Genomic DNA, 18961 nt, shown 5'->3' on the forward strand with positions numbered 1-18961 from the left:
CCGCAGGCGGTCGGTTCCTGGCCGGTCGTCACAATTGTCAGGGCAAGGCGCCGCGGCAGCATGGGTGTCTCCGGTAACCGGGTTCCACAGTAGCGGAAAGCGGACCGGAAGCTCAAGCGGTCAGGTCGCCTCTAAAAGAACGCTTTTGTGTGCTGGCCGGACTGTGCCATCCAGGCCGGGCATTCCAGCCATCCACTGGCTGGACGGCTGTCCGCATCGCCATACGTTGTCGCCACCGGCGCGGCGATACGGATGCTGACCCCGGCATCGGCCGGGGCAGCATCATCCAGGTGGCTTGCCGGCAGCGGTCGCCGCAGGGGACGAGGCACTGCGCGTTCGGACGCTTCAGTTAATGCGTCCGGTCACCCAGTAGTCGATCAGGCCTTCATGGTCATCGATGAAACGATCAACCGCTTCTTCGTAGCTGTTTTCCTGGGCGTAGAACATGGCGTTCTGGAGCTCGTCGAGATCCAGATGCATGCGCGCAAGGAACAGCGCCGCTTCGGGGTTTTCCTGGTAAAAGCCCTGGCGAGCCAACGCGTGGACCCGTTCGTAGCTGCCCAGGACGCCTTTGGGATCGTCCAGGTAGCGCAGGTCGTGCGCGCCGAACTTCCAGTGCGGACTCCAGCCGGTGACAACGATCCACTCATCGCGGCGAACAGCCCGCGCCAGCGCGGCCGTCATGCCGGCGCCGCTGGAAATCTGCAGCTCGTAGTTGTCGAGTCCATAGTCCTCGATGGCCTGCTTGGACAGTCGCGTCAGACCGGCGCCCGGATCAATTCCGGTGATCGTGCCGTCGAGTCTGTCGCGCACGCTGTCGTTTTTCAGGTCCTCGATCGACGACAACTCGTCTTCAGGGATGTAGGTCGGCACCGCCCAGCCGAGTCGCGCATAGCCGTAGAGAATACCCAGGTTGACAACATCGGCCCCGACGCTGTCCATGTAGTCTTCGTGGGTCGACGGCAGCCAGGACATCAGCATGACGTCGATATCGCCCTGGGCCAGGCCCTGGTACTGGGGTGCAATATCGGTCTGGATGAGTTCGACCTCCTGGCCCATGCGCTCTTCCAGCACCCGCGCAGCCAACTTGGTGACAAATTCGGCATCGGACCAGGCGGTCCAGCCGATCTTGACGCTGTCTGCCTGCAACGGCGCAGCCAGCGCCGTGGCCAGGCCGAGTGTGATCAGTAACTTGGTAATGTTCCCTCGCATGATGTCTTTCTCCTTTCAGTTTGAGTGAGAAAACCATCGCGTCCGGGATTGCACGGTACACGATGAAAGGCTCGGTGCGCCGGGCCGTCAGCGGCGTTGCGTCGGCGCGAAGCTCTGGGTGATCCGGTCAAGCAGAATGGCGAGAATGACGACGCCCAATCCGCCCTCGAAGCCCAGGCCGACATTGAGCCGCTGAATGCCGGTCAGCACCGTATTGCCCAGACCACCGGCGCCAATCATGGAGGCGATCACCACCATTGACAGGGCCAGCATGATGGTCTGGTTCACGCCGGCCATGATCGAGGGCATGGCCAGCGGAAGCTGTACCTTGGTCAATAACTGGCGACGGGTGCAGCCAAATGCAAGCCCCGCCTCGATCTGTTCCTTGCTGACCTGGCGGATACCCAGGTTGGTCAGGCGCACCGCGGGCGGCATGGCGAAAACGACCGTGGCGATCGCGCCGGGCACTTTGCCCAGCCCGAAGAAGATCGCTGCAGGGATCAGATAGACGAACGGCGGCATGGTCTGCATGAAGTCGAGTATGGGACGAATCATCGACTCGACCAGGTCATTGCGCGCCATGGCGATGCCGATCGGGATGCCCGCGGCCAGTGCCACCGTGCTGGCCGCCAGCACCAGCGCCAGCGTCTGGACGGTTTCCCGCCACAGGCCCATGCCGATGATCACGGCCAGCGACACCAGCGCAAACAGTCCGAATTTCCAGCCGACCCGCCACCAGGCCAAGGCAATCAGAACCAGACTGAGCAGCCAGGCAGGCACCAGCATCAGTCCGGCTTCGAACGAATCGGTCAGAAAGCCGATCAGGGCGGCAAAACCGTCCAGCAACGGGGTCAGATTATCCTGGATCCAGACCACGCCGGATTCGACCCATTTGCCGATGGGCAGGTGAAACTGTTTGAGCCATTCATCCATGCTGATCATCTCCACTTCTGGCGAGCGTCTGCAGCAGCCGGGTTCTCGATACGGTGCCGAGATAGCGCCGGTTTTCGTCGGTGATCGGAATGGGCGCCGAAGTGGCTGCGCAGCGTCCGATCAGATCGTTCAGTGGCGTGTCCGGAGCCACCGCTTCGACCGGCTCGAAGGCCTGGCGAAATCGCGGTTCGTCGCCGTTTTCCAGCGCGGCCACCAGCGCCTTTGCCGAGACCAGGCCCTCGAGTCGACGATCGCCGTCAACGACGATGGCGTATTCGCGGTCGTGGCGCTGCATCCGCTCGAGCGCTGCGCGCAAACCGACGCCGGGGCGTTCGATGACCGTAACCTGCTTACGGTCCAGGATATCGCCAGCGGTAAACACCTGGGCGATGTCCACGCCGTAGAAGAAGGAGCGGACGTAGTCGTTGGCCGGTTCGCTCACGATTTCCTCCGGCGTGCCGACCTGTACGACCTTTCCGTCCTGCATGATCGCGATGCGGTCACCGATACGAATCGCTTCGTCGAGATCATGCGAGATGAAGACCACGGTACGCTGCTGCCGGCGCTGCAGCTCCAGCAGCTCGTCCTGCATTTCGGTGCGAATCAGCGGGTCGAGTGCCGAGAATGCCTCATCCATCAGCATGATTGCCGGATCAGTGGCCAGCGCGCGGGCCAGGCCAACGCGCTGCTGCATGCCGCCGGACAACTCGTCGGGATAGCTGTTGGCGTTCGATTTCAGTCCGACCTGGTCGAGCGCTTCCAGCGCCCGAGCCTGGCGTTTGCGGCGTTCGACGCCGGCAACCTCGAGGCCGAACGCCGCATTGTCCAGCACCGTCTTGTGGGGCATCAGGGCGAAGGACTGGAACACCATGGCCAGATCCTTGCGGCGCAAGTCGATCAGCTGACGGTGGTTCATGCTGGTGACGTTCTGCCCGCGGATGCGGATTTCGCCGCGTGTCGGTTCGATCAGCCGGTTGAGCAGGCGCACCAGCGTTGACTTGCCTGAGCCCGACAGGCCCATGACGACGAACACCTCGCCTTCTTCGATGCTGAGGGTGGTCTTCTGCACGCCGACCGTCTGGCCGGTCTGTTTGAAGATGTCGGCCTTGGAGCAGCCCTGTTCGAGCAGGGTGATGGCGGCCTCGGGGTTGTTGCCGAAAATCTTGAACAGGCCAGAGACTTCGATGAGCAGCGTGTTGGACATCGTCTGGGTAACTCCGGTCAGCTGTGCGCACAGGCTTGTTACCGTAACCGTGATCGCAGGCGGATTCAAACGGGCGGGCCGGTCCTGTCGACCGCCCCTGCACCAGCGGCGGGCTATAATCGATGATGATTCAAACTTCATCCAGCCCATGAACGTCAACGAGATTCCGCCGGGCGTCAATCCACCCGATGACTTCAATGCCATTATCGAGATCCCGCTCGACGGTCCGCCGGTCAAGTACGAGGTCGACAAGACGACCGGGGCCATTCAGGTCAATCGTCTGCTGGCAACGGCCATGCGCTACCCGTGCAACTATGGCTTCGTGCCCAATACCCTGGCCGAGGACGGTGATCCGCTCGATGTCATGGTGCTGATCCGGGTGCCGCTGCTGCCCGGTTCGATCATTCGCTGCCGCCCGATCGGCTTTCTGGAGATGTCCGACGAGGCCGGCCGTGACGTCAAGATCGCCGCGCTGCCGATCGAGAAGGTCTCACCGCTGCACGAAGATATCAACTCGATCGATGATCTGGCCCGGTTCAGCCGGCGCAATATCCGCCACTTCTTTGCTCACTACAAGGACCTGGAGATCGGCAAGTGGGTCGAGGTGCTTGGCTGGCATGGGCCCGAGGCGGCGCGCACCGAAATCATGCGCGCCATCGAGGCCGCTTGCTGAAGGCCGCGGCGGGACCGGCAGGACGTTCTCGCGCTGCAGGATCTCGACAATCCGCCGCGTGAAGCGCGCCCGATCGTGCTGGTCGATATGCGAGGTGTCGGGCAATTCCAGTGCGGCAAGCTCGGGATCATCGGCAAAGTGCACGCTGCGCGCGCCGGTGGCTTCGGCCAGGTGGTCCCAGTACTGCTCGCGCGGATAGTTGGCCTGGTCAAGTTCAAGATGGCGGTCGGCCGTTGGCATGCGCAGGAAAACGACCTGGCCGCCCCGCTGCCGGATGCGTGCCACGGCCCGGGCGACCGGCCGGAGTTCCTCGCGCCAGCGCTGCGGATCCGGCGCCGGGCGCTTGCGGTAGTCGGCCGCCAGCGCCTGGGTAAAGCCGCGCCGAAGCACCGTGGGGTCGGTCATCGAAAAATCTGCGGCGATGGTGCGATCGGGCAGCATGCGCGTGTAGTGGCGAACCGGCTGGCGACCCTCGATCCAGCCCAGCAGCCGTCTGACCAGGTTGAATTCGCCGCCGGACACGACCAGACGCTGCTGCACGGCGCTGAGCAGCCACCGCTCGATGCGTCGCTGCGGGCCGAAGTCGCGATGGTAGTGGCGTACCCAGGGCTCGCTCATGTCGCGATACCAGTGCGCCAGACCGCGTGCATCGACGGCGCACAGGACGACACCGGCAAAGCGGGGATCATTGGCCAGGTCGTTGAGTACCGCAAACGGGTAGTGGCCGTTGATCGCCAGCGAGGTGGCCGTCCAGCCAGGCTGAGCCTGCTCGAAGGCCGGTACCGAAAACGCCAGCTGGATGCGTGATGCGCCGATGACGGTCAGGTGGCGCTGCTGGTCGATGCCGCTGGCGCGATCGCGGTGGATGGCCCACAGATCACGGTCATCGATCAGCGCCGGCCGATAGCCCTGGCTGCGCCAGTAGGCTTCCCAGGTCGAGACGGCCGCGAACGCCACCAGCAGGGCCAGTCCGAGTGCGCAAAGCGTGGATCGGTTTGTCATCATCAGAACTGGAAATAGATGAAGGCGCGATGCTCACCGGGGCTGAGCAGCACTGCGGCCAGCAGCAGACCGACCATTCCGCCGCGAACAGGCCAGGGCAGGTCAGCATAGACCCGGTCTATTTCAATCCTGCGGATCACGGCGTGCCAGATCAGTAAGGCCGCCATCATCGCCAGGGCCAGCCATCCGGCCGGGTCGAGCGTCGAGGCGTCAAGCCTGACCAGGTCGCCGAAGAAGGCGCCGGCCTGGGCCAGGTCTGCGGCGCGAAACAGCACCCAGGTCAGAGTGACGACGATAAAGGTCAGCAGTGCATAGAGCGGCATCAGCGCGGCATGGCCGAGCAGCGGCAGGCGCACAGCCAGGGGTTTGAGGCTGTGTTCGAGCACCAGCCAGCCGCCGTGGGCAAGTCCCCACAGCACGAATGTCCAGGCGGCGCCATGCCACAGGCCTCCCAGGCCCATGGCGATGAGCAGGTTGCGCAGGGTTCTGGTGCGGCCATGGCGGTTGCCGCCCAAAGCGATATACAGGTAATCCCGGATCCAGGTCGACAGCGAAATGTGCCAGCGGCGCCAGAAGTCGGACAGACCGACCGCCGCATAGGGCGCGTGAAAGTTCTTCGGCAGCCTGAAACCGAAGCAACGTGCCGCGCCGATGGCGCACAGCGAGTAGCCGGCGAAATCGCAGTAGATCTGGCCGCTGAATGCGGTGATCGCGGTCCAGGCCGTCAGGGCGCCATTGCTGCCGGCTGCGGCAAAGCCGCCGTCGACGACCGGCGCAAACAGGCTGTCGGCCAGGGTCGACTTGAGAAACAGGCCCGCGACGATCAGCGCCACGCCGAGTTCGAGGTCGGTGCGGCCGGGCCGGCGGGGTTCGGCGAGCTGCCCGGCAAACTGCTCGTAGCGCACGATCGGCCCGGCGACGAGCTGCGGAAAGAAGCTGACGTACAGGGCGTAGTCGGCGAAGTCGCTGCCCGGTGCAATGCGGCGTCGGTAAACGTCGAGCGTGTAGGACAGCGTCTGGAAGGTGTAAAAGGAAATGCCAATGGGCAGAATGAGGTCCAGTGCCGGTGCCCGGTAGCTGAGGCCCAGTCCGAGGCCTTCGAGCAGCGCGTTGTAGTTGGCGATCAGGAAGTCGCCGTACTTGAACCAGCCCAGCAGGCCGAGGTTGACGACCAGAGACAGCGCCAGCCAGCCGCGTCGCGCCGCCGGCGTGTCCGCGAGGTGCAGGCGCCGCGCGGCCTGCCAGTCGACGACCGTCGAGATGACCAGCAGCCAGATGAAGACCGGGTTCCAGGCGGCGTAGAACAGGTAGCTGGCGGCGAGCAGTTCGAACTTGCGCAGCCGCCAGGCGCGGGTTGCGCCGGTCGCTGCCAGCAGCGCGATCATGAACAGGGCGAAGGTGAGCGAGTCAAAGGTCAAGACGGAATCCTGTCGACGGCTGGAACCGGGTGGCGCTCAGTCAGTCCCGGCACACACCTTGCCGGCGAGATCGCCGGCGTAGATCAGCGAACGCTCGCTGGCGGCGTTGACCGCGCTGATCGTGAGATAGTGATCCGAGCCGCTATCCGGCAGCGGCAGGCTGATTGAAAAACCGCTGTCGGTCAGGCCCGGACAGTCGAGCACGCGCGCCACGTCGGGCCTCGGCTGATCGGCCGCATGGCGACGGCAGCGGTTGCCCAGGCAGGTCTCGACATAGCCAAACGGCGTTGCGTCGAGTGAGCCGGCCCAGCCGCGCAGGTTGACGATGTTGTGTTCACGATCGATCTGGAGCTGATCAAGCCAGCCGCGCGTGCCCCGCTCGAATGTTGCAAGGCCCGCGTCTTTCTTTGCGCCGGTCATGGTGACGACATAGACGTCCTGTTCATGAGCCAGCAGTTTGGGCAGACGGGTGATGCCACAGCCGGCGCCGGCCGCTGCGCGGATGGCCCGTGAGACATACGCTTCAGTGACGAAGGTGGTGCCGTAGATCTCGGCGCCCAGCTCCGGGTTTTCGCTTGTATCAAGATAGCGGATGCCGTTGTCCGGCATGCTCTGGTTGCCCGGCAGCAGCGCCTCGCCATGAACGCTGAAGCACAGTGCGCCTGATGGTTCGAGCAGCCGGATCAGTTGCGCCAGCCAGCGCTGGAACAACCCGTGCGGCAAATGCGAAAACAGCGATGCCGCCCAGATCATGTCGAATCGGCGCGGGCAGTCGAAGGCTTCCGGCTCGGCGCTCGACTGCAGCGCGGTCACGCCGTAGCGCTCGCGTACCCAGCGGACCGCCTCGGGCTGAATCTCGGCGGCGCTGATTTGCGCCGGCGACAGGCTGTGGACCAGAAAGCGCAGCAGGCGACCGTAGCCGCAGGCAAAGTCGAGAAACTCGATCCGCCGCGGTGTGGCGAACAGGCGCTCGGCCAGCTGGCGGACGGTGTGGTATTGCTGCAGTGCAACGGCGAAGTACTGGCTGACCGCCAGCGCCGCATCCTGATGGGCCTTGAGCGAGTGTCCGAGCATTTGACAGTCGGGATGGACCGCGGTATCGAGCGCGGCCGGCGCCAAGTCTCCCGGCATCCATCGGCAGTGATCCAGGAGTGCCGCGGCCAGGCGCGGATCGGCGAGTGCCCGGCGCGCTTGGTCGGTCAGTCGACAGGCGTTTCCAGATTCCATTGCGGCAGCCGCTGCTCGTGGTCAATTGGGTTGACGCGGAATGCTACCATTACCGGCGCCTTTCGGAAGAGTCAGGCTGCCCTCGGCAGCACTAAAGCCCATGAAGCGGAACCCATCGATCGACTCGCTGCTGGCGCAGGCCGCGGCGCTTGAAGCCAGTGATCGCGCTGCCGCCGGTCGCCTGTATCGCGATATCCTGCAGCAGGATCCGGCCTGCATTCAGGCCAGCAATGCGCTCGAGCGACTCGTCGATCCTGGCCGGTTCAGCCACTGGATGCGCGTCAACTGCGTGATTCATCCCGATGACGATATTTTCCGGTTTTTCGTCAACGATCCGCACAGCTTCAACCCGGTTCGCGACTACCTGGCCGACGGCTGGCGTACGCTCAGCGAGCTGATGGTCCTGCTCGAGCGTCATGATCGACCGCTGCTTGGCATGTCCCGTGTGCTCGAGTTTGCCTGCGGTTTTGGACGTTTCACCCGTCACCTTGCTCCGCTGCTTCCGGGACGTTTGACCTGTGCCGACGTGTTGCCCGGTTCGGTGGACTTCGTCACCGAGCAGTTCGGGGTCGACGGGCTTTGCTCCAGTTTCGATCCCCGGTCGCTGGTCTTCCCGCAGCGCTACGAGCTGATCTTCGTGCTGTCGTTGTTTACCCATCTGCCGGTAGCGCAGTGGCGGGTGTGGCTGCGTGTGCTTGCCGGTGCCCTTGCGCCGGACGGCCTGCTGGTGCTGTCGGTGCACAATGAGGGCGCCGCCGCGGATTTCGGTATCGAGTTCGAACCAGACGGCACCTTCTTTGCCCCCAGCAGCGAATCGCCGTCGCTTGATCCTGCCCATTACGGCACGACGTTCACGACCCGGGCCGTGGTCGAGCGCGAGATTGCCGGCGCCCTTGGGCGGCTGCCGGACGATTATCGCCCGCTGGCTTTCTGGGTCGGTCAGGACGCGGTTGTCATCCGTCGCGGCTGAGCCCTGTACGCAATTTGTGCCGCCGCCGGGGTACCGCGAAAACCAGCCGCATCCAGCCGTCGCGCACAGACCGGTCCAGGGGCTGACCGAGTAACGCATAGGCGTTCATGACGTCATCGGCCTGCTCCGGCAGCAGCCCCGAAAGCACCAGTTGGCCGCCCGGTTCGAGGACTTCAGTCAGTCGCGGCGCCAGACTGATCAGCGGGCCGGCCAGGATATTGGCCAGCACCAGGTCGAACTTGCGCGAGCGATCGAACGACTCGGGAAGCCGGCAGTCGATGCGCCCGTCCAGGCCGTTGCGTGCGGCGTTCTCGGCGGTCGCCTGGAGGGCCTGAGGGTCATGATCAACGGCAACGACCCGGGCCGCGCCGGACAGTGCGCAGGCAATGCCGAGCACGCCCGAGCCACAGCCGTAGTCGAGAATCCGGAGGCCGTCCATTGCACGGCTGTCGATCCACTCCAGACACAGCGCCGTGGTTGGATGGGTCCCGGAACCGAAAGCCAGGCCCGGGTCCAGCCGGATGACCACCGGCCAGTCAGGGTCCGGTCGAAGGTGCGACGGGCAAATCCACAGGGATCGGCCAAAGCGCATGGGCTGGTACCGGTCCATCCAGGCGCGTGTCCAGTCGCGCCCGGCCAGCGAGGCGAACTCCACCGCCTCCGGCGAGCAGACAAGCTGCCGGTCACGCAGCGCGTCAAGCACGGTGCTGCGCTGAAAGCTGGCCGGAAACAGGCCTTCAACGGCGGTCCGTGGCCAGATCGGGGTTCTGCCGGGCGCCGGTTCATGGACCGGGTCGTTGCCGCCGTCGAGCAGGCTGACCGCGGCGGCGCCGACGGCAAACAACGCTGATTCGACGTCGTCGACGCGGTCGCGGTCGACGGTCAGGCGCACACGAAGCCAGTCGTTCATGTCGCCGGGTTGCCGACCATGGCCGGCCGCCAGTCGCCGTGAAGTGCCTGCAGTACCGCCAGGGCCGCCGGCCCAGCGGTCTCACTGCGCAGCACCCTCGGGCCCAGACGCAGCCGGACAAATCCCCGCTGGGCGAGGAATTCGATCTCGGCCATGCTGAACCCGCCTTCCGGACCGCAGGCGAGCGTCAGGCCAGTCCCGTCAGGCGGCGGTTCAATGTCCTGGGGAGCGTGATCGCCGTCCGGGTCGAGCACCAGACCCCGGCCGATGCCCAGCTCGGCCGCGTCCAGAGCAACGGGGCGGTCGACCGGTGGCACCCGGCAGCGGCCGCTCTGTTCGCAGGCTGCCACCGCGACAGCCTGCCAGTGGTGCTGACGGCGCACGGCGCGCTGTTCATCGAGCCGGACCCCGGTGCGTTCGCTGAAGACCGGAATAATCCGGCTTGCGCCCAGCTCGCAGGCCTTCTGGATGCACCAGTCCATGCGGTCACCGCGGGCGATCGACTGGACAAGTGCCAGGGGCAGTGGCGATTCGGTACGCGGATCGCGGGCCTGCCCCAGCTCAACACGACAGCGCTTGCCGTCGCCGTGTGCGATCACGCCGGCATACTCGCGGCCTTCATCGGCGAACACGACCACCGGATCGCCCTGGCGCAGACGCAGCACCCGGAGCAGGTGCCGGGACGGCTCTGGCTCCAGCACGATGGTCTGGCCCGCAGACAGGGACTGGCTGGTATGAATGCGCGTCTGTCTCACGGACCGGGTTCCTGGCCATGACGGCGCGCGTGGTCTGTGCTCGACAGTGCCCGGACGGCCGTGGCAGGATCGCGCATGCGGCCTTTGATTGCGCGTATCATGTTCGCAACCCATATGCAACGACTCGAATCGTCACATATCATGAAACATCCGTTCACATGTCGCCAGCGCGGCTTTTCGCTCATCGAGATCCTGGTGGTTGTCGTCATTATCGGGATTCTAGCCGCGGTGATCGTGCCGCGTGTCATGGATGAGCCTGACCGGGCGCGTGTGACCAAGGCCAAACAGGATGTGCAGGCGCTGGTCACGGCGCTGAACATGTACAAGCTCGACAATTACAACTATCCGTCCACCGAGCAGGGTCTGGAAGCGCTAGTGCGCCGGCCGTCTGGCCGCCCGGAGGCGCCCAACTGGAAAGAGGGCGGCTATATCGCGCGACTGCCCAAGGATCCGTGGGGACGTGACTACCAGTATCTCAATCCCGGCGTGCACGGCGAGATCGACGTCTGGTCGTTCGGGGCCAACGGCATGGCCGGGGGTGAAGGCATCAATGCCGAAATCGGAAACTGGGACGACGACTGAATCGACCGGCCAGGGCATGACCGGACCGAGTTGCAGCCAGGCCGTGACCGGAGCCAGGCGGCCGGGACGGGGGTTTACCCTCATCGAGGTGCTGGTCGTGGTTGCGATCGCGGCCATCCTGGCGGCGCTGGCCGTGCTGCAGCTGGGCACGCTCAAGCGACCGGATTCCCCCGATTTCAGGCTGCGGCAGCTGGCCGGACTGCTCGAGGCACAGTGCCAGCAGGCGTTGTTCCAGGCCCGTCCGCGCGGCTTGCGCGTCACCACCCAGGGCTACGACTTCTGGCAGCATACGGCCGAAGGCTGGGTCGTGCTGGCCGGCAGCGACCTCGACCAGCCGCGCCAGTGGCCGGGCGCCTGGGCGTTTGACCTGGTCGTCGAGGGACATCGCCTGGACCTTGGCGATGAACCCCCGGGCCCCCAGATTGCCTGCTACCCGCTCGGGGAGCTGACCCCCTTCAGCCTGGCCGTGAACGCCGAGCCGGGACATCCGGTCCGCGTCACCGGCAGCAGCGACGGCAGACTTGCCCTGGAGACGGGGCCTTGAATCGTGCCGGCGGCTTTACCCTGCTTGAGGTGCTGGTCGCCCTGGTGGTGGTGGCGGTGGCCGTCGCCGCACTGGCCCATACCGGGGCGCGGGCCCTGGATGGTCAGTCCAGACTCGAGCAGCAGACCGTGGCACTGTGGGTGGCCGACAATGCGCTGGCGGAGCTGCGGCTGGAGACCGCTGTCCCTGCGGGCCGCCGGCGTGGAACAACGACCATGGCCGGGCGCGCATGGGAGTGGGAGCTGTTCGTGCAGCCGGCGCCGGGGGGTGAGCTGCTGCGCGCCGATGTGCTGGTCTACGCCGGCCATCGCTCCGATGCGCCGGTTCTGCAGCACACCGGTTTTCTGGCGCCATGATGGCCCGTCGCGCACCGGCCGCCAGACAGGCCGGATTCACGCTGATCGAGGTGCTGGTGGCCGTGGCCGTGTTCGCCCTGCTTGCCGCCACCGCCTATACCGCGCTCGACGCCCTCAGTCGCAGCGCCATGCAGCACCGCGATCGTGCCGCGGCCTTCGCCGCGGTACAGCTCGGAGTGGCCCGTCTCGACGCGGATCTCAGACAGATGGTCAGTCGCCCGGTTGCCGCCGCCGCCGGCACGATCGAGCCCGCCCTGCGCGGTGGCTCCGATCGTTTCGAGGCCACCCGTGCCGGCTGGCACAATCCCGGCAGCGCGCCGCGCAGCACGCTGCAGCGCTTCGGCTGGACGCGCTCGGGTAGCGATCTGGTTCGAACCGCCTGGCCGGTGACCGATCGGGTGGCGGCGACCCGGCAGCGATCGGAGACCGTGCTGGCGGGGGTGAAGCGCTTCGAGCTGCGCTATCTCGATGCCGGCGGCGACTGGCGCGAGCGCTGGCCGCTCGATGCGTCCGTTCGCGAGCTGCCCAGGGCGATCGAGGTGACCCTCGAGCTCGAGCCGCTGGGCCGTATCAGGCGGCTTGTGGTGCTGTGATGCATCGCTGTTCGGGATCACGACAGGACGGCAGCGCGCTGCTGCTGGCGCTGGTGGCGGCAGCGCTGGCGGCAGTGCTGGCAGTCGGTCTGGTCGAGCGTGCGCAGCGGTCGCTGGCGCGTACCGAAGCCCTGGTCGCTGCCGAACGTGGCTGGCAGTACGCGCGCGGCATGGACGAGATTGCGGTTGCATTGCTGCGGCGGGCGCGCAGCGAGGGCATCGACCCGGCACTGCTCGACGGCGCCTGGTCGCAGCCTTTCGAGGTTCCAGGCGGTGTTGTTCAGGGCCGATTGATCGACCAGAATGCCCGCTTCAACGTCAATGCGCTGGCCCATCCCGACGGTGCGACCGCGGCCGCTGCGCAGGCCGCATTTCGGCGTCTGCTCGACGCCCTGGGGCTTGACCGGATCATTGCCGACGAGCTGGCGGACTGGCTTGACGGCGCCAGCGTTCCGAGTCCCGGCAGCGCAGCAACCAACTGGTATTCCCGGCGCGATCCACCCTACCGCACGGCCGGGGTTGTGCTGGCCAACACAAGTGAGCTGCGCTGGCTGCGCAGCGTCGATCACGAGGCCTGGCTGGCGCTGGCGCCCCTGGTCAGCGCCTTGCCCGAACCGGAACTGGTGGTCAACGTCAACACCACCTCGCCGGAGGTGCTGGCGGCACTGTTGCCCGCGCTCGAACCGGGCCAGGCGCGGCGGGTGCTCACCGACAAGCCGTTCAGCGACCTGCCGGCCTTCGAGCGCCATCCGCTGGTGGCGCCGGTCATGCGGCCGGATGTGCGGCGTCACCTGACGGTCAGCAGCCGCTGGTATCTGGCCCAGGCACGGGTCGTGCTCGATGAGGTCACGCGCGACTATTTCCGGCTCATGATTCCGGAAGTTCCGGGTTATGATGGCTTTCGGTACGTCAGCCAGGGAGTGCCCTGACGGTGGCACGCAAGCGCATGGAACAGGTCATTGTGCACGCGCTCGACCAGCGCTGGTCATGGGTGCTGCTCGGTCGCGACGGCCGGGTTCACCAGCACGGTCGCTGCGTGCCGGGCAGCCCGGACTGGCCCGAGGCACCGCCGCTGACGGTCCTGATCGATGCAGCCAGCTGTGCCGCTGTTGCCGTCGAGCTGCCCGACGTGGCCGGTCGGCAAATGCGCCAGGCCTTGCGCTGGGCGGCCGAGGCCCAGTTGGCCGGAAGCGCCGAGGACGAACATGTCGTCGCCGGTCCGCGCCTGTCTGACGGTCGCCTGGCCTGCGTGGCGGTGGCCAGCGAGGTCATGCATCAGCTGCAGACCGGTCTGTCAGGACGGGTGCCGGAGGCCATGCTGCCCGACGCCCTGTGTCTGCCGAATGCGCCCGGCCAGGTCAGTCTGGCAGCGATCGGAGACCGGGTCCTGGTGCGCTGGGACGAATGGGGGTTCGGCAGTTTTGACGGCGCGCTGGCCGACGACATGATCGAAGCGGTTGCCGGCGATGACCGCCAGTTGGTCTGGTACGGCGGCGAACGGCCCGCGTGGATGCAGCCGGACGCCGAGGCGGCCGACGGTGACTGGACCGACGTACTGGCGCGGCTGGCCGAACGCATCGAATCACCGCCGATCAATCTGCTGACCGAGGAGTGGATGCCGCGCTCTGCTCGCGCTGCGAAAGGGCACTGGCGCCGGGCCGCTGCGCTGGCCCTGGTCGCTGGCGGCACAACGCTGGCTTTGGCCCTGCTGGAGCATTACCAGCTCAGACAACTGTCGCAGACGCTCGATCAACGGATCGAGCAGCGTTTTGCGGCGGTCTTTCCCGGCGTCGGGCGAGTGGTGCGGCCACGCGAGCAGGCCGAGCGGGAGCTGGCCCGCCTGCGTTTTGGCCAGGCGGCCGGGCTGTTCGACCTGATGCATCGCGTTGCACCGGTCGTGGCCGGTCAGGGCGATTTCGAGCTTGAGCGGATTGACTATCGAGACGGTGCGCTCGAGATCGGTCTGCGCGCGCCCGATGTGGCCGCTCTCGACCAGCTCGAGCAGCGGCTGCATGCGGTCGATCTGGCCGCCGAAGTGCAGTCGGCCCGAATCGATGAGGTCGGTGCCAGCGGCAGTATCCGCATCGAGGAGCGCGGCGGATGATGGACTGGTGGCAGCAGCGTGAGCCGCGGCAGCGCCTGCTGCTGATGCTCGCCGCCGGGATCGCGCTGTGCGCGATCACTTATGTGTGGCTGTGGGAACCGCTGGCCGAGGCGCGTCAGTCGCAGCGCGCGCGCGTCGCCGAGCAGCAGGCGCTGATCAACTGGCTCGATGCGGTGGCACCGGTGGCCGAGCGTCTGCGGGCAGGACGCGCCGGTGCACCCCGGTCCAGCGATCGTTCATTACTGGGTCTGACTGACGAAACGGCGCGTGCCGCCGGCCTGGCCGGCGCCATGGCGCGCATCGAGCCGGCTGGCGAGGATCGGGTCCGGGTCTGGCTGGAAGGCGCTGAATTCGTCGCCGTGATGAGCTGGCTGGAGGCCTTTTCCCGCGCTCATCCAGTGCGCGTGGCCCGGCTTCAGGTCGACCGGGGGCAGCAGGCCGGCCGAGTGGATGTTCGCGTCACCGTGGTGAGCGATGCGTAAGCTTGTCTGGCTGGTGGTCCTGGCCATACCGCTGATCGTTGCGCTGACCTTGCCGGCCCGCGTGGCCCTGTGGTGGTTCGACCCGCCCGAGGAGATCGGCGACGTTCGCGGTACGATCTGGCGCGGCCAGGCCTTGTGGCGGCAGCCGGGACAAGCACCGCTGGACCTGACCTGGCGCTGGCGTTCGGGGCTGTCGTGGCACTGGCGGGTCAGTCAGGTACGGGGCGGATCAACAGTTCTCAACGGCATCGGGCGTCCGGTCAGCGGTGGCCTGGCGCTTGAGGATGTCAGCGGGCGGCTGGATGTGACACGGGCCGATATCCAGCTGTGGATGATGAATACGCGAGCGCGGGGATACCTGGAATTTGATATCGAGCGGGCAGTGATGGTCGACGGTCAGCCGCCGGAGATAGCCGGACAGATTGTCTGGCGCGAAGCGGCGCTCGAAGGGACGGTGCACGAGTCGCTCGGCGAGATTCTGGTCGATCTGACACCGGGCCGGCAGCGCCAGCAGGCGCGCGTGGAATCGCTGCAGCCGGCACCGGTGACGGTACGTGGCACAATCGATCTCGAGGTCGATCAGTACACGGTTGATCTGTGGCTGCGCGCCAGCCCCGATCGGCCGGACCTCGACCGGCAGCTGGCCTGGATGGGTGAGCGCCAGTCCGACGGGCAGATCCGGATCCGCCTCAGCGGAGCATTGGGCTGGTAGCACCACAGGTTATGGCGGACAAAGGGATGGAGACACGGATGACGGTAGATCTGGACGATGCCCTGGCGGTCGCGCGCGAGGCTGCGGCGGCGGCGCGCGATGTCGCCATGCGCTATTTCGGGGGCGAGCTGGACATCGAAATCAAGGCCGATGAGAGTCCGGTCACGGTCGCCGACCGCCAGGCCGAGCAGGCCATTCGCGCAGTCATTGCACGGCATTACCCCGGGCACGCACTGCTGGGCGAGGAATACGGCCGTCACGGCAGCGGCGACTGCCTGTGGCTGATCGACCCCATCGACGGCACGCGGAGCTTCATCCGGGGCCTGCCATTCTGGTCGATTCAGGTGGCGCTGATGGTCGAAGGTGAACTGGTGGTCGGCGTCTCCGCCGCTCCGGCCTTCGATGAGGTGGCCTGGGCCCGGCGCGGTGGCGGCGCCTTCATCAACGACCGGCGCGTCGTCCTGTCCAAGTGCGCCGAGCTGGCCGCCGCCGACGTGTGCTTTGGCAACCTGCGCTCGATGGCGCGAGGTGCCGGCTGGCCATGGATCGGGCGGATCGTTGCGACAGCGGCGCGCAGCCGCGGTTATGGTGATTTCTATTCCTATCACCGGCTGGCCGATGGCGGTCAGGACGCGGTGATCGAAAGTGACGTCAACATTCTCGACATTGCTGCTCTGGCCGTGATCGTGCGCGAGGCCGGTGGCGTGTTTACCGATCTCCAGGGCGCTGCTCCGGGGCTGGAAACGCAATCGGTGCTGGCTGCCGGTCCGACCCTGCATGCGCAGCTGCTGGCATCGCGTCATGGCTGATCGGAAGCTGGAAAGCCGCAGCCTGCCGGTCATCCACGCCCGGCGTGAGCGACGCCCGGCAGATCTGTTCATGGTCGAACAGCTCGACCTGGAGTTTGCCAACGGTGAGCGCCGCACCTACGAGCGACTGATCAGCCGCGGTGTGGGCGCCGTCATTATCGTCGCGCTGCCCGACGATCACCACGTGTTGCTGATTCGCGAGTACGCCTGCGGGGTGCATCGCTATGAGCTGGGCCTGCCCAAGGGCCGTCTGGAACCGGGGGAAACCCTCATCGAAGGTGCCAATCGCGAGCTGCAGGAAGAGTGCGGTTACGCGGCGGGTTCGCTCGAGGAAATCGGGCACCTGACCCTGGCCCCGGGCTACATGACGCACAAGACCCACGTCATACTGGCGCGTGAGCTCTACCCGTCGCGTCTGCCCGGTGACGAACCCGAGGCGATTGATGTGATTCGCTGGCCGCTTGACGACCTGGTCGGGCTGGTGCGGCGCGACGACTGCAGCGAGGGGCGCTCGATCGCGGCGCTCTACATGGCGCGCGACCTGCTCAGAACGGCTTGACGATCACCAGGATCACAATGGCGACGAGAAACAGCGCTGGCACCTCGTTGAACACCCGGTACCATCTGGACCCGTGCCGGTTCTGGCCGTGTGAAAAGCGCACGACCAGACGCCAGCACCACAGGTGATAGCCGACCAGTCCCACAACCAGCGCCAGCTTGAGCTGCATCCAGCCCGACGCCAGGTGCCACGGCTCGCCGACCAGCGTGGCCAGACCGAAGGCCAGCGCCAGCGTTCCGCCGATATGAGTAATGCCCAGCAGGCGCCGCTGCATGACCTGCAGCAGCGCCAGGCGCTGTTGGTCGGGGTTTTCGGCAGCATAGACGAACAGGCGCGGCAGATAGAACAGGCCGGCAAACCAGGTCACGACAAAGATCACGTGAAACGCTTCGAGCCAGCGCACGGCCGGGTACTCCCGTCATTCGGTCTGCCCGCTATTGTGCGCGAGACCGGGCCCGGGCGCCAACTTGACTCAGGTGCCGCGGGCGCGGTATAAACACCGCGCACATCACAAAAAATTCACAAATACACCAAGTGCTGATCCATCCGGTTTGGGGCACCTTTCGATTCAAGCGGTCGCCTGGCCGCTTTTTTTTGTCGCGACGATGTGGCTTGACAATCAGGGGGGTGTCCTCCAGTTATACTCAATGGCCCAATCAGCTCGGGAGTCGTTCCATGCCACAAAACGCACCCATCGTCTTTACCCCGGCGGCGGCCTCCAAGGTGCGTGAACTGATCCTGGAAGAGGCCAACCCGTCGCTGAAGCTACGCGTCTACATCACCGGCGGCGGCTGTTCGGGTTTTCAGTACGGTTTCACGTTTGACGAGAAGATCGACGAAGGCGATGTGACCGTGACGCGCGATGACGTGACGCTGGTGGTCGATCCGCTCAGCTTCCAGTATCTGGAGGGTGCGGAAGTCGATTACAGCGAGAGCCTCCAGGGCGCGCGTTTCGTGATCCGCAACCCGAATGCAGCCACGACCTGCGGCTGCGGTTCCTCGTTCGGGGTGGCGTGATCGGCGGTTCGCATTCGGTGCACCGAAGTCGCCGGGCCGTCCGGCGCATGTTGCGGCTGAAGGAACCGGCACGATGACGATATTGATTGTTCTGCTGGGCCTGCTGGCCAGTCATTTTCTTCCGTCGATCAGACGCTGGCGCCAGTACGACTGGCTGCTGTGGCCCATGGGCCGGATCACCGGATCGCCTGCGGCGCCTGGCTGGGCGGCGCCGATGACCCTGCTGCTGGTTGCGGTCATTGTGGCGCTGATTGCCGGCGCGCTGTTTACGGCACTGCTGGGCCGCGTTGGCTGGATCGTGCCGGCCCTGGCCGCATTTTTGTATACCCTGGGTCCGCGCGATCTCGACCGGGATGTCAGTGCCCTGCTGGAACAGCCGCAGCACGCCGATGGCCGTGAAGCTGCCACGGCGCTGGGTGTGCGGCCGGATCAATCCGCGCCGCAGGCCGCCTCCGCCGTGCTCTATGCCGCCTGCACACGCTGGTTTGCGGTTGTGTTCTGGTTTGCCGTGCTCGGGGTTGCGGGCGTGCTTGCCTATCGGCTTTGCCACCGGGCCATGCAGTCCGATTCGATATCGGCCGAAGCGCTTGATGGATTGGCGCGCCTGCGCTGGGTGCTGGAGTGGCCGGTGCTGGTGCTGATGGTGGTCACCGCCGGCTTGTGTGCCGATCTGGATCGGGTCTACCAGGCCTGGCGGCGGCATGCTGGACAGCGACCGGCCTGGCTGATTGATCCCCGGATGCTCGGGCTGGTCGCCGAAGCGCTGATGGCCGACGCTGTCGAGATACCGGTCGGCGTGCGGCGTGGCCACCAGCTGGCCTGGCGCATGCTGGTCCTGTGGCTGGTGGTGATGAGTCTGCTGCTGCTGGCCGGCTGGCTGGTTTAGGAGGACGAAGAGT

22 protein-coding genes are annotated in these 18961 nt (G+C 66.0%); 14 read left to right on the forward strand and 8 right to left on the reverse strand.

Going from position 1 to position 18961, the window contains the following annotated elements; translation table 11 throughout:
* Positions 1–345 precede the first annotated feature (345 nt).
* The 3 genes from HND55_03590 to proV form a co-directional block, all read right to left on the reverse strand.
* Positions 346–1212 carry a glycine betaine ABC transporter substrate-binding protein gene (locus HND55_03590; GenBank protein QKK01820.1) on the reverse strand — a complete coding sequence of 289 codons (867 nt, stop codon included), beginning with the start codon at positions 1210–1212 and terminating at the stop codon, positions 346–348.
* A gap of 87 nt (positions 1213–1299) precedes the next feature.
* Entirely contained in the window at positions 1300–2145 is an 846-nt protein-coding gene (locus HND55_03595; GenBank protein QKK01821.1) for a proline/glycine betaine ABC transporter permease, read from the reverse strand.
* Positions 2138–3349, reverse strand: coding sequence for a glycine betaine/L-proline ABC transporter ATP-binding protein ProV (gene proV, locus HND55_03600; GenBank protein QKK01822.1), 1212 nt, complete (start codon positions 3347–3349; stop codon positions 2138–2140). The genes HND55_03595 and proV overlap by 8 nt, the downstream gene beginning before the upstream one ends.
* Positions 3350–3497: 148 nt before the next feature.
* On the opposite strand from proV, the gene ppa reads away from it, so the two are divergent.
* Entirely contained in the window at positions 3498–4022 is a 525-nt protein-coding gene (gene ppa, locus HND55_03605; GenBank protein ID QKK01823.1) for an inorganic diphosphatase, read from the forward strand.
* Positions 4023–5026: 1004 nt separating this feature from the next.
* On the opposite strand, the gene HND55_03610 is transcribed toward ppa, so the two are convergent.
* Positions 5027–6409: an MBOAT family protein gene (locus tag HND55_03610; protein ID QKK03973.1), complete on the reverse strand. Its 1383-nt coding sequence runs from the start codon at positions 6407–6409 to the stop codon at positions 5027–5029.
* A gap of 69 nt (positions 6410–6478) precedes the next feature.
* Positions 6479–7669, reverse strand: a complete 1191-nt coding sequence (locus HND55_03615; GenBank protein ID QKK01824.1) for a class I SAM-dependent methyltransferase — start codon at positions 7667–7669, stop codon at positions 6479–6481.
* A 100-nt stretch (positions 7670–7769) separates the two neighbouring features.
* Between HND55_03615 and HND55_03620 the strand changes: the two genes are divergently transcribed.
* Positions 7770–8639 (forward strand): class I SAM-dependent methyltransferase, encoded by an 870-nt coding sequence (locus HND55_03620; protein QKK01825.1) that lies wholly within the window; start codon positions 7770–7772, stop codon positions 8637–8639.
* On the opposite strand, the gene prmA is transcribed toward HND55_03620, so the two are convergent.
* Together prmA and HND55_03630 are read right to left on the reverse strand one after the other, a co-directional pair.
* Positions 8623–9549 carry a 50S ribosomal protein L11 methyltransferase gene (gene prmA, locus HND55_03625; protein QKK01826.1) on the reverse strand — a complete coding sequence of 309 codons (927 nt, stop codon included), beginning with the start codon at positions 9547–9549 and terminating at the stop codon, positions 8623–8625. The genes HND55_03620 and prmA overlap by 17 nt on opposite strands.
* Entirely contained in the window at positions 9546–10304 is a 759-nt protein-coding gene (locus tag HND55_03630; GenBank protein QKK01827.1) for a 16S rRNA (uracil(1498)-N(3))-methyltransferase, read from the reverse strand. The genes prmA and HND55_03630 overlap by 4 nt, the downstream gene beginning before the upstream one ends.
* 141 nt (positions 10305–10445) lie before the next feature.
* Between HND55_03630 and gspG the strand changes: the two genes are divergently transcribed.
* The 10 genes from gspG to nudE are packed head-to-tail and all read left to right on the forward strand — an operon-like array spanning position 10446 to position 17045.
* The gene (gspG, locus tag HND55_03635; protein ID QKK01828.1) at positions 10446–10886 is read left to right on the forward strand and encodes a type II secretion system major pseudopilin GspG; all 441 of its coding nucleotides are present in this window, start codon (positions 10446–10448) and stop codon (positions 10884–10886) included.
* Positions 10855–11430, forward strand: a complete 576-nt coding sequence (locus tag HND55_03640; protein QKK01829.1) for a prepilin-type N-terminal cleavage/methylation domain-containing protein — start codon at positions 10855–10857, stop codon at positions 11428–11430. The genes gspG and HND55_03640 overlap by 32 nt, the downstream gene beginning before the upstream one ends.
* The gene (gspI, locus tag HND55_03645) at positions 11427–11786 is read left to right on the forward strand and encodes a type II secretion system minor pseudopilin GspI (protein ID QKK01830.1); all 360 of its coding nucleotides are present in this window, start codon (positions 11427–11429) and stop codon (positions 11784–11786) included. The genes HND55_03640 and gspI overlap by 4 nt, the downstream gene beginning before the upstream one ends.
* Positions 11783–12379: a type II secretion system minor pseudopilin GspJ gene (gspJ, locus tag HND55_03650; GenBank protein QKK01831.1), complete on the forward strand. Its 597-nt coding sequence runs from the start codon at positions 11783–11785 to the stop codon at positions 12377–12379. Before gspI ends, gspJ begins: the two co-directional genes overlap by 4 nt.
* Positions 12379–13308 carry a type II secretion system minor pseudopilin GspK gene (gene gspK / locus HND55_03655; GenBank protein ID QKK01832.1) on the forward strand — a complete coding sequence of 310 codons (930 nt, stop codon included), beginning with the start codon at positions 12379–12381 and terminating at the stop codon, positions 13306–13308. Before gspJ ends, gspK begins: the two co-directional genes overlap by 1 nt.
* A 2-nt stretch (positions 13309–13310) precedes the next feature.
* Positions 13311–14483, forward strand: coding sequence for a hypothetical protein (locus HND55_03660; protein ID QKK01833.1), 1173 nt, complete (start codon positions 13311–13313; stop codon positions 14481–14483).
* Positions 14480–14965, forward strand: coding sequence for a type II secretion system protein M (locus HND55_03665; GenBank protein QKK01834.1), 486 nt, complete (start codon positions 14480–14482; stop codon positions 14963–14965). Before HND55_03660 ends, HND55_03665 begins: the two co-directional genes overlap by 4 nt.
* Positions 14958–15677: a type II secretion system protein GspN gene (gspN, locus tag HND55_03670; protein QKK01835.1), complete on the forward strand. Its 720-nt coding sequence runs from the start codon at positions 14958–14960 to the stop codon at positions 15675–15677. The genes HND55_03665 and gspN overlap by 8 nt, the downstream gene beginning before the upstream one ends.
* 38 nt (positions 15678–15715) lie before the next feature.
* Positions 15716–16486: an inositol-phosphate phosphatase gene (locus HND55_03675; protein ID QKK01836.1), complete on the forward strand. Its 771-nt coding sequence runs from the start codon at positions 15716–15718 to the stop codon at positions 16484–16486.
* Positions 16479–17045 (forward strand): ADP compounds hydrolase NudE, encoded by a 567-nt coding sequence (gene nudE / locus HND55_03680; GenBank protein ID QKK01837.1) that lies wholly within the window; start codon positions 16479–16481, stop codon positions 17043–17045. The genes HND55_03675 and nudE overlap by 8 nt, the downstream gene beginning before the upstream one ends.
* On the opposite strand, the gene HND55_03685 is transcribed toward nudE, so the two are convergent.
* Positions 17032–17448: a CopD family protein gene (locus tag HND55_03685; protein QKK01838.1), complete on the reverse strand. Its 417-nt coding sequence runs from the start codon at positions 17446–17448 to the stop codon at positions 17032–17034. The genes nudE and HND55_03685 overlap by 14 nt on opposite strands.
* 272 nt (positions 17449–17720) lie before the next feature.
* Between HND55_03685 and erpA the strand changes: the two genes are divergently transcribed.
* Positions 17721–18062 carry an iron-sulfur cluster insertion protein ErpA gene (gene erpA, locus HND55_03690; protein ID QKK01839.1) on the forward strand — a complete coding sequence of 114 codons (342 nt, stop codon included), beginning with the start codon at positions 17721–17723 and terminating at the stop codon, positions 18060–18062.
* A gap of 73 nt (positions 18063–18135) precedes the next feature.
* Positions 18136–18948 (forward strand): hypothetical protein, encoded by an 813-nt coding sequence (locus HND55_03695; GenBank protein ID QKK01840.1) that lies wholly within the window; start codon positions 18136–18138, stop codon positions 18946–18948.
* Positions 18949–18961: the final 13 nt, after the last annotated feature.

The sequence above is a fragment of the Pseudomonadota bacterium genome (assembly GCA_013285445.1).
Lineage (GTDB): Bacteria > Pseudomonadota > Gammaproteobacteria > Xanthomonadales > Wenzhouxiangellaceae > Wenzhouxiangella.

Bases quoted from the DNA above. Each gene is read 5' to 3' on its own strand.
- HND55_03590 (QKK01820.1), bottom strand. From the start codon at position 1,212: ATGCGAGGGAACATTACCAAGTTACTGATCACACTCGGCCTGGCCACG.
- HND55_03595 (QKK01821.1), bottom strand. From the start codon at position 2,145: ATGGATGAATGGCTCAAACAGTTTCACCTGCCCATCGGCAAATGGGTC.
- proV (QKK01822.1), bottom strand. From the start codon at position 3,349: ATGTCCAACACGCTGCTCATCGAAGTCTCTGGCCTGTTCAAGATTTTC.
- ppa (QKK01823.1), top strand. From the start codon at position 3,498: ATGAACGTCAACGAGATTCCGCCGGGCGTCAATCCACCCGATGACTTC.
- HND55_03610 (QKK03973.1), bottom strand. From the start codon at position 6,409: ATGATCGCGCTGCTGGCAGCGACCGGCGCAACCCGCGCCTGGCGGCTG.
- HND55_03615 (QKK01824.1), bottom strand. From the start codon at position 7,669: ATGGAATCTGGAAACGCCTGTCGACTGACCGACCAAGCGCGCCGGGCA.
- HND55_03620 (QKK01825.1), top strand. From the start codon at position 7,770: ATGAAGCGGAACCCATCGATCGACTCGCTGCTGGCGCAGGCCGCGGCG.
- prmA (QKK01826.1), bottom strand. From the start codon at position 9,549: ATGAACGACTGGCTTCGTGTGCGCCTGACCGTCGACCGCGACCGCGTC.
- gspG (QKK01828.1), top strand. From the start codon at position 10,446: ATGAAACATCCGTTCACATGTCGCCAGCGCGGCTTTTCGCTCATCGAG.
- HND55_03640 (QKK01829.1), top strand. From the start codon at position 10,855: ATGCCGAAATCGGAAACTGGGACGACGACTGAATCGACCGGCCAGGGC.
- gspJ (QKK01831.1), top strand. From the start codon at position 11,783: ATGATGGCCCGTCGCGCACCGGCCGCCAGACAGGCCGGATTCACGCTG.
- gspK (QKK01832.1), top strand. From the start codon at position 12,379: ATGCATCGCTGTTCGGGATCACGACAGGACGGCAGCGCGCTGCTGCTG.
- HND55_03665 (QKK01834.1), top strand. From the start codon at position 14,480: ATGATGGACTGGTGGCAGCAGCGTGAGCCGCGGCAGCGCCTGCTGCTG.
- gspN (QKK01835.1), top strand. From the start codon at position 14,958: ATGCGTAAGCTTGTCTGGCTGGTGGTCCTGGCCATACCGCTGATCGTT.
- HND55_03675 (QKK01836.1), top strand. From the start codon at position 15,716: ATGACGGTAGATCTGGACGATGCCCTGGCGGTCGCGCGCGAGGCTGCG.
- nudE (QKK01837.1), top strand. From the start codon at position 16,479: ATGGCTGATCGGAAGCTGGAAAGCCGCAGCCTGCCGGTCATCCACGCC.
- erpA (QKK01839.1), top strand. From the start codon at position 17,721: ATGCCACAAAACGCACCCATCGTCTTTACCCCGGCGGCGGCCTCCAAG.
- HND55_03695 (QKK01840.1), top strand. From the start codon at position 18,136: ATGACGATATTGATTGTTCTGCTGGGCCTGCTGGCCAGTCATTTTCTT.